The sequence below is a fragment of the Arthrobacter sp. Y3225116 genome (assembly GCF_059091245.1).
On the sequence record NZ_JBNHGL010000146.1, the window covers coordinates 1 to 7,259 of the forward strand.

9 protein-coding genes and 1 tRNA gene are annotated in these 7,259 nt (G+C 67.3%); 9 read left to right on the forward strand and 1 reads right to left on the reverse strand.

Annotated elements, in window-relative coordinates:
- From AC5RV2_RS12515 to AC5RV2_RS12525, 3 genes are all read left to right on the forward strand, one after another.
- Nucleotides 1–973, forward strand: a 973-nt coding sequence (locus AC5RV2_RS12515; RefSeq protein WP_494092599.1) for a sensor histidine kinase, incomplete at its 5' end; no start/stop codon positions are given.
- The gene (locus AC5RV2_RS12520) at nucleotides 970–1,620 is read left to right on the forward strand and encodes a LuxR C-terminal-related transcriptional regulator (protein ID WP_494064748.1); all 651 of its coding nucleotides are present in this window, start codon (nucleotides 970–972) and stop codon (nucleotides 1,618–1,620) included. The genes AC5RV2_RS12515 and AC5RV2_RS12520, both read left to right, overlap by 4 nt.
- Nucleotides 1,621–1,790: 170 nt before the next feature.
- On the forward strand, nucleotides 1,791–2,132 hold the full coding sequence (locus tag AC5RV2_RS12525) for a DUF8129 domain-containing protein (protein WP_494092600.1): 342 nt from the start codon (nucleotides 1,791–1,793) through the stop codon (nucleotides 2,130–2,132).
- A 59-nt stretch (nucleotides 2,133–2,191) separates the two neighbouring features.
- On the opposite strand, the gene AC5RV2_RS12530 is transcribed toward AC5RV2_RS12525, so the two are convergent.
- Nucleotides 2,192–3,412: a pyridoxal phosphate-dependent aminotransferase gene (locus tag AC5RV2_RS12530; RefSeq protein ID WP_494092601.1), complete on the reverse strand. Its 1,221-nt coding sequence runs from the start codon at nucleotides 3,410–3,412 to the stop codon at nucleotides 2,192–2,194.
- A 286-nt stretch (nucleotides 3,413–3,698) separates the two neighbouring features.
- On the opposite strand from AC5RV2_RS12530, the gene AC5RV2_RS12535 reads away from it, so the two are divergent.
- From AC5RV2_RS12535 to AC5RV2_RS12560, 6 genes are all read left to right on the forward strand, one after another.
- A tRNA-Trp gene (locus AC5RV2_RS12535) sits at nucleotides 3,699–3,771 on the forward strand.
- 101 nt (nucleotides 3,772–3,872) lie between these two features.
- The gene (gene secE, locus AC5RV2_RS12540) at nucleotides 3,873–4,157 is read left to right on the forward strand and encodes a preprotein translocase subunit SecE (protein WP_493979249.1); all 285 of its coding nucleotides are present in this window, start codon (nucleotides 3,873–3,875) and stop codon (nucleotides 4,155–4,157) included.
- Nucleotides 4,158–4,248: 91 nt separating this feature from the next.
- Nucleotides 4,249–5,148, forward strand: a complete 900-nt coding sequence (gene nusG, locus AC5RV2_RS12545; protein WP_494092602.1) for a transcription termination/antitermination protein NusG — start codon at nucleotides 4,249–4,251, stop codon at nucleotides 5,146–5,148.
- Nucleotides 5,149–5,275: 127 nt separating this feature from the next.
- Entirely contained in the window at nucleotides 5,276–5,704 is a 429-nt protein-coding gene (gene rplK, locus AC5RV2_RS12550) for a 50S ribosomal protein L11 (RefSeq protein WP_494067543.1), read from the forward strand.
- Nucleotides 5,705–5,962: 258 nt separating this feature from the next.
- The gene (gene rplA, locus AC5RV2_RS12555) at nucleotides 5,963–6,670 is read left to right on the forward strand and encodes a 50S ribosomal protein L1 (protein ID WP_494000506.1); all 708 of its coding nucleotides are present in this window, start codon (nucleotides 5,963–5,965) and stop codon (nucleotides 6,668–6,670) included.
- Between the two features lie 158 nt (nucleotides 6,671–6,828).
- Nucleotides 6,829–7,259 (forward strand): GNAT family N-acetyltransferase (locus tag AC5RV2_RS12560; RefSeq protein ID WP_494092603.1); only part of this gene is annotated, 431 nt, incomplete at its 3' end.

Below are 7,259 nucleotides of genomic sequence, written 5' to 3' on the forward strand. Positions count from 1 at the left end.
GATGCAACGCGGCGGCAAGGAAATCCTGATCGGCGCGGCCCTGGTCCTCGCGGGCGGCGCCGTCGTCGCCCAGCTGGCGGGCATCAACCTGCCGTGGGAGACCTGGCTGCCCGTGCTGGCGATCGCGGCCGGCGCGGTGATCGCGTGGATGCAGCTGGACGATTCCCGGCGCAGCGGCCTGATGGACCGCGCCGGGGCAACCGGGGCCCAGGGCGCCGTGCGGTTGCTGGCCGGGCTGGTCCTGGTGGTGGCCGGCATCGTCACCATGGTGTCCGGTTCGATTACCTGGGAGGCCATGTGGCCCACGCTGTTCGCCTCGCTGGCCGTGCTGGCCGGGGTCCTGCTGGTCCTGGCGCCGTGGGTGCTGAAGTACTGGCGGGACCTGGAGACCGAACGCTCCGGCCGGATCCGGGAAACCGAACGCGCGGAGATCGCCGCGCACCTGCACGATTCGGTGCTGCAGACCCTGGCCCTGATCCAGAACCGCGCCGGTTCGGAACACGACGTCACCCGGTTGGCCCGCGCCCAGGAACGGGAACTGCGCGAATGGCTCTACCGGGACAGGCGGCAGGAAGAGGGCAACCTGGTGGACCGCGTGAAGGCGGTGGCCGCCGAAATCGAAGACGCCTACGGGCATCCCGTGGACGTGGTCGCCGTGGGCGACAGCGCCATGACCGACCGGCACGAGGTCCTGGTGCACGCCACCCGGGAGGCCGTGCAGAACGCGGCAAAACACGCCGGCGGCGGCATCTCCGTCTACGTTGAATGCACGCCGCGCGGCAGCGAAATCTTCGTCCGGGACCGCGGTCCCGGGTTCGAGCCCGCCGCCGTGCCGCCGGACCGGATGGGCGTGCGCGAATCGCTGATCGGCCGGATGGAGCGGCACGGCGGCCAGGCAAAAATCCGCAACACCGGCAGCGGCACCGAAGTCCACCTCAGCCTGCAGCACCCCCAGGAAGGAACCGCATCGTGACCGAACCCATCCGCGTGGTCGTCGTCGACGACCACGCCATCTTCCGTTCCGGCTTGAAAGCCGACCTGGACGGGCGGATCGAGGTGGTCGCCGAGGCCGCGACCGTGGAGCAAGCGATCGCGGCCATCCGCGAGCAGCGGCCCGCGGTCGTGCTCCTGGACGTGCACCTGCCCGGAGGCCGGGGCGGCGGCGGGGCCGAGGTGGTCGCGGGCTGCGCGGACCTGCTGGCGGAGACCAAATTTTTGGCGCTGAGCGTGTCCGACTCCGCCGAAGACGTCGTCACCGTCATCCGGGCCGGCGCCCGCGGGTACGTCACCAAGACAATCTCCGGCGCCGAAATCTCCGACGCCGTTGAGCGGGTGGCCGGCGGCGACGCGGCCTTCTCGCCGCGGCTGGCCGGGTTCGTCCTGGACGCCTTCGGCACCGCAGCCGTAGCCAACGTGGACGACGAACTGGACAAGCTCTCCGCGCGCGAACTGGAGGTCATGCGGCTGATCGCCCGCGGCTACCAGTACAAGGAGGTGGCCAAGGAACTGTTCATCTCCATCAAGACCGTCGAAACCCACGTCTCGTCCGTGCTGCGCAAGCTCCAGCTGTCCTCCCGGCACGAACTGACCCGCTGGGCTGTTGACCGCCGGATCCTGTAGCAGGGGCGCCGGGCCCTGTTGTACCCCCAAGCGCCGGTGGTAGCTTGGTGGCATTGTCAGGACGGACCGCGGTCCCGCACCGGAGCCGGAATCGGTGTCATTCCCCCAAAGCTGCAGTGCAGCAGCCGGTGCCGGACCTGCGGCCGGTGTCTACGAGCGCAGGAGGATCCATGACCGACTCCCCACGGCACGACGAACTGCCGCTGCCGGACTACGACCACATACCCCTGGGCACGCTCCCGTCCCGGATCACCGGGCTGGACGAGCAGGGAATGACGGCGCTCCTGGCCTACGAACGGGAGCATGGGAACCGGCTCCCGGTCGTCCAGGTCCTCGAGCGCCGGCTCGAGGAGTTGCGCGCCGGAGCAGAGCCGAGCGGCACCACGGTGCCGGACATGCCCGAGGTCGGCCGGAGCCAGGGCGGCTCCGCGGCGCAGCCGGAAACCTCGGGCCCACGGGTCGTGCCGCCGTTCCACGGCAATCCGGCCCACCAATCCCAGCCGGAAAAGTAACCGGAACGCCACGGCCGGCCGGGCTGCCCTCGCAGTCCGGCCGGCACCGTTTCCGGCGGTTACTTGGCCTTCGCCAGGAAATCCTGCAGCCGGCCGACGCCGACGGCGAGGTCTTCGTCGCCGAGGGCGTAGGACAGCCGCACGAAGCCCGACGGCCCGAAGGCCTCGCCGGGCACGACGGCGACCTCGACCTCGTCGAGGATCAGCGACGCGAGCTCGGCGGAGGTCGCCGGACGGATGGTGCCGCCCGCCGTCGGGAACTCCTTGCCCAGCAGCCCGCGGACGTCGGCGTAGGCGTAGAACGCGCCCTCCGGCGTCGGGCATTCGACGCCGGCGATGGCGTTCAGGCCCTCGACCATGGCCTTGCGGCGCCGGTCGAAGGCAACCTTCATCTCGTCCACCGCGGTCAGCGGTCCGGACACGGCGGCCAGCGCCGCCATCTGGGACACGTTGGCCACGTTGGAGGTGGCGTGGGACTGCATATTGGTGGCGGCCTTGACCACGTCCTTCGGGCCGATCATCCAGCCCACCCGCCAGCCCGTCATGGCGTAGGTCTTGGCCACGCCGTTGAGGATGACGACCTTGTCGCCCAGCTCCGGGGCGGCCTTGGCGATGGAGGTGAAGGGCACGCCGTCGTAGGTGAGGTGCTCGTAGATCTCGTCGGTGATGACCCACAGGCCCTTGGAGGCGGCCCACCGGCCGATCTCGGCAACCTGTTCCGGCTGGTAGACGGCACCGGTCGGGTTGGACGGGGAGACGAAGAGCAGCACCTTGGTTTTGTCGGTCAGCGCGCCTTCGAGCTGGTCGACGGTGACCAGGTAGCCCTGCTCCGGCCCGGCGAAGACCTCCACCGGGACGCCGCCGGCCAGCCGGATCGTCTCGGGGTAGGTGGTCCAGAACGGCGTGGGGACCAGGACCTCGTCGCCCGGATCCAACAAGGTGGCGAAGGATTCGTACACCGCCTGCTTGCCGCCGTTGGTCACCAGCACCTGGGCCGGGTCCACCCGGTAGCCGGAATCGCGCAGCGTCTTGTCCGCGATGGCCTGCTTCAGTTCGGGCAGGCCGCCGGCGGGGGAGTAGCGGTGGAAGCGCGGCTGGCGCGCGGCCTCGATGGCGGCCTCCACGATGTAGTCCGGGGTCGGGAAGTCCGGTTCGCCCGCCCCGAAGCCAATCACCGGGCGCCCGGCAGCCTTCAGCGCTTTTGCCTTGGCATCGACGGCGAGGGTGGCGGATTCGGCGATGGACGCAATGCGCCGGGAGACGCGGGCGTTGGCAGGCATGGGGTTCCCGTCTTCAGTAGCGTGTAGGACTGTTCCATAGTCTAGGTGCAGCCCGAGTCCGGGTGCAGCCCGTCGGGCGTACGGCCCGTTGCCCGGTGCCCGCCCGGCCCCCTTGGTCAGCGGGCCGGCGGAAATGTTGCATAATGGATCAGTCGCCTTTTGGGCGGCAAACGGGGTTCGGTTCGACGTCGGCGCATCGCTGGCGTAAACTGGATCTTCGGTGTTGAAAACGCCATGATGTTCCATGCCCGCGCTGCGGGGGACATCCGGCAGTATTCGGCTCCATAGGGTAGTGGCGCAATTGGTAGCGCAGCGGTCTCCAAAACCGCAGGTTGCAGGTTCGAGTCCTGTCTGCCCTGCGCAGAACCGCCGCAGGCATAAACTGCAGCAGTTCAGCATCCCAGCACGAAGCAGCGGTCCAGGCCGGCCGAGGCCGTCCGGGGGCCGGACACCGGACAGAATGAGTGAGGCCAGGTTGACCGATACGTCTTCCAGCAGTCCCCAGGGACGCCCCACCGGACGAAAGACCGAGAAGCGCGGTCTCTTCGCCCGGATCATTTTGTTTGTCCGCCAGGTCGTTGCCGAACTCAAAAAGGTCGTCACGCCGACCCGCAAGGAACTGCTGAACTACACGCTTGTGGTGATCGCCTTTGTGGCCATCATGATGTTGATCGTCACGGCACTGGATCTGGTTTTCGGCCAGGGCGCGTTCTTCGTCTTCGGAGACGGCATACCCGAACAGTAACGTCCGCGTTGCGGCAGCCGTACGGATGGATACGACGACGGCGCAAAGCCGCCGCGAGTCAAGTGAGCTGAAGAAGAAAGCAGGAAGCTAAGTGTCCGACCAGGAACTCGAAGCCCAGAACTCCGAAGAGAACGCGGAGCTGGAAGCCGACGAGCAGGTTACCGTGACCGGCACCGACGAGGTGCCGGCTTCTGGCGTTGACGCCGCAGAAGAGGCTGCCGGTACCGATCTGGCGAGCGAGCTTGACCAGGCCGCCGACGACGCCCCCGTCCTCGACGAGGCCGCCGAAGCCGCCGCCGAGGCGGACGTGGCCGCCGACGGGGCCCCGGAGGAGACCGGGCCGGCCGAAGAGGCCGAAGAGGTTGAGCAGACCGAAGAGGAAGCCCTCGAAGCATTCCGCGCCAAGCTGCGCCGCCAGCCCGGTGACTGGTACGTCATCCACTCCTACGCCGGCTACGAAAACCGTGTGAAGGTCAACTTGGAGACCCGCATCCAGACCCTGAACATGGAAGACTTCATCTACGAGATCCAGGTCCCGATGGAAGAGGTCGTGGAGATCAAGAACACCACGCGCAAGCTGGTCAAGCGCGTGCGCATCCCGGGTTACGTGCTGGTCCGGATGGACCTGACCGACGCCTCATGGGGCGCCGTCCGCCACACTCCCGGCGTGACCGGGTTCGTCGGCAACGCGCACAATCCGGTGCCGCTGAGCCTGAAGGAAGTTGCTTCCATGCTGGAGCACACCATCACGGGCACCAAGACGGAAGCCGGCGGCAAGGCTGCGGGCAAGTCGACGGCACCGAGCACACCGATCACCGTCAACTTCGAGGTCGGCGAGTCCGTCACCGTCAACGACGGGCCGTTCGAGACGCTGCCGGCAACGATTTCCGAAATCAAGCCGGAATCCCAGCAGCTCGTGGTGCTGGTGACCATCTTCGAGCGCGAAACCCCGGTGACGCTCTCGTTCAGCCAGGTCACCAAGATCCACTAACCAAGACTTCGTGCGGATACGGACCCGCTTTGTCCGAATCCGCACGGCCGGCCGCCAAGCCATGGCGGCCAACCACCGCCGGCACGCTCCTGTGCCGCCGGTACGTAATGTGAGAGAAGGACCCGATATGGCCCCCAAGAAAAAGGTCACCGGCCTCATCAAGCTCCAGATCCAGGCAGGCGCCGCCAACCCGGCCCCGCCGATCGGTCCGGCGCTTGGTCAGCACGGTGTCAACATCATGGAATTCTGCAAGGCGTACAACGCCGCCACGGAATCCCAGCGCGGAAACGTGATCCCGGTTGAAATCACGGTCTACGAAGACCGTTCCTTCACCTTCATCACCAAGACCCCGCCGGCCGCCGAGCTGATCAAGAAGGCCGCAGGCGTGCAGAAGGGTTCGGCTACCCCGCACACCAACAAGGTTGCGAAGCTGACCCAGGCGCAGGTCGATGAGATCGCCGGCACCAAGATGGCCGACCTCAACGCCAACGACATCAAGGCTGCCGCCAAGATCATCGCCGGCACCGCCCGTTCCATGGGCATCGAGGTCGAGTAGCGAGGAGCTCGCGTACGGTGAGGGCCGAGGAACGAGGCACTCGCCGGAAGCAAGCACCGCAGCTGCTCGACGATCGAGCACTGTCGGAGGGCTAAGCACCTCAACCCCGGTGGTCGTTCGGGACAAACGTCCTGGTTCGACCCCACCAAGACAATTCAAAAAACGACGGCGACACTCGCCACAGGTGGGAACACCGCCGTCGTTGTGGCAGGGCCGGGCGCGGTCCGCAGACCACAACTGCACAAGGAGAAAAAGCAGATGGCAAAGCGCAGCAAAGCATATGAGGCAGCTGTAGCCAAGATCGAGGCGGACAAGGTTTACGCCCCGGTCGAGGCAATCACTCTCGCCAAGGAGACCAACCCGTCCAAGTTCGACGCGACCGTTGAGGTGGCTTTCCGCCTCAGCGTCGACCCGCGCAAGGCCGACCAGATGGTCCGCGGCACCGTGAACCTGCCGCACGGCACCGGCAAGACCGCCCGCGTGCTGGTCTTCGCCACCGGCGACAAGGCCGAGGCCGCGATCGCCGCGGGCGCCGACTTCGTTGGCTCCGACGACCTGATCGAAAAGATCCAGGGCGGCTGGACCGACTTCGACGCCGCCGTGGCGACCCCCGAACTGATGGGCAAGGTCGGCCGCCTGGGCAAGGTCCTCGGTCCCCGCAACCTGATGCCGAACCCGAAGACCGGAACGGTGACCCCGGACGTCACCAAGGCCGTCAACGACATCAAGGGCGGCAAGATCGACTTCCGCGTCGACAAGCACGCCAACCTCCACTTCATCATCGGCAAGGTGTCCTTCGACGCCAACAAGCTGGTGGAGAACTACGCCGCCGCCCTGGAAGAGGTGCTGCGCCTGAAGCCGTCGGCTTCCAAGGGCCGGTACATCGCGAAGGCGACCATCACCACCACCTTCGGCCCGGGCATCTCCGTGGACCCGAACGTCACCAAGGTGGCCGTGGAGGCCTAACCGGGACTTCAGGTTGGCCGGCGACGGCGAACACTCAGGCTATGGCCGCAGCACATGCTGCGGCCATAGCCCGTTTAAGCGGGAGATAGTGCGGCGGGACGGGATGCAGTAATGTGATTGGTACTACTCAATCACTGCCTCAGTGCCGAGGAGCCAGCATGACCACGACCTCGATCACGATCGCGCCGTTGCCCATCCCGCCCGCCCTTCAGGGCCCGGACGGTGCGGACTTTGCCGCATCCGCCGAGCTGGCCAATCTGGTCAACGGGCTGATCTGGGGCAACAACGATTTTTGGGTGAGCCCGGCGGTCAGGCTCGAGGGGGCGCGGCCGAACGACTACTCGGTGACGTATCTCTGGGCGGCCAGGGAGGGGGACCGGCACGTCGGGCGTGCCCTGCTCGAGCTGTCGCTGACGGACAACCCGCGGAACGGGTACGTCTTCGTGGCCGTCCATCCCGACTACCGGCGGCGGGGCGTGGGAAGCAGGCTGCTGGCCGAAGCCGAGGCCTGCGCCGCCCGCCGCGGCCGGACCACCCTCCAGGCCTGGAGCGAACATCCCGCGGGGTTCGATCCCGGGGGTCCGGACAT

What these genes read in the sequence shown, in the direction of transcription:
- AC5RV2_RS12525 (WP_494092600.1), top strand. Translation starts at nt 1,791, where the DNA reads ATGACCGACTCCCCACGGCACGACGAACTGCCGCTGCCGGACTACGAC.
- AC5RV2_RS12530 (WP_494092601.1), bottom strand. Translation starts at nt 3,412, where the DNA reads ATGCCTGCCAACGCCCGCGTCTCCCGGCGCATTGCGTCCATCGCCGAA.
- secE (WP_493979249.1), top strand. Translation starts at nt 3,873, where the DNA reads ATGAGTGAGGCCAGGTTGACCGATACGTCTTCCAGCAGTCCCCAGGGA.
- rplK (WP_494067543.1), top strand. Translation starts at nt 5,276, where the DNA reads ATGGCCCCCAAGAAAAAGGTCACCGGCCTCATCAAGCTCCAGATCCAG.
- rplA (WP_494000506.1), top strand. Translation starts at nt 5,963, where the DNA reads ATGGCAAAGCGCAGCAAAGCATATGAGGCAGCTGTAGCCAAGATCGAG.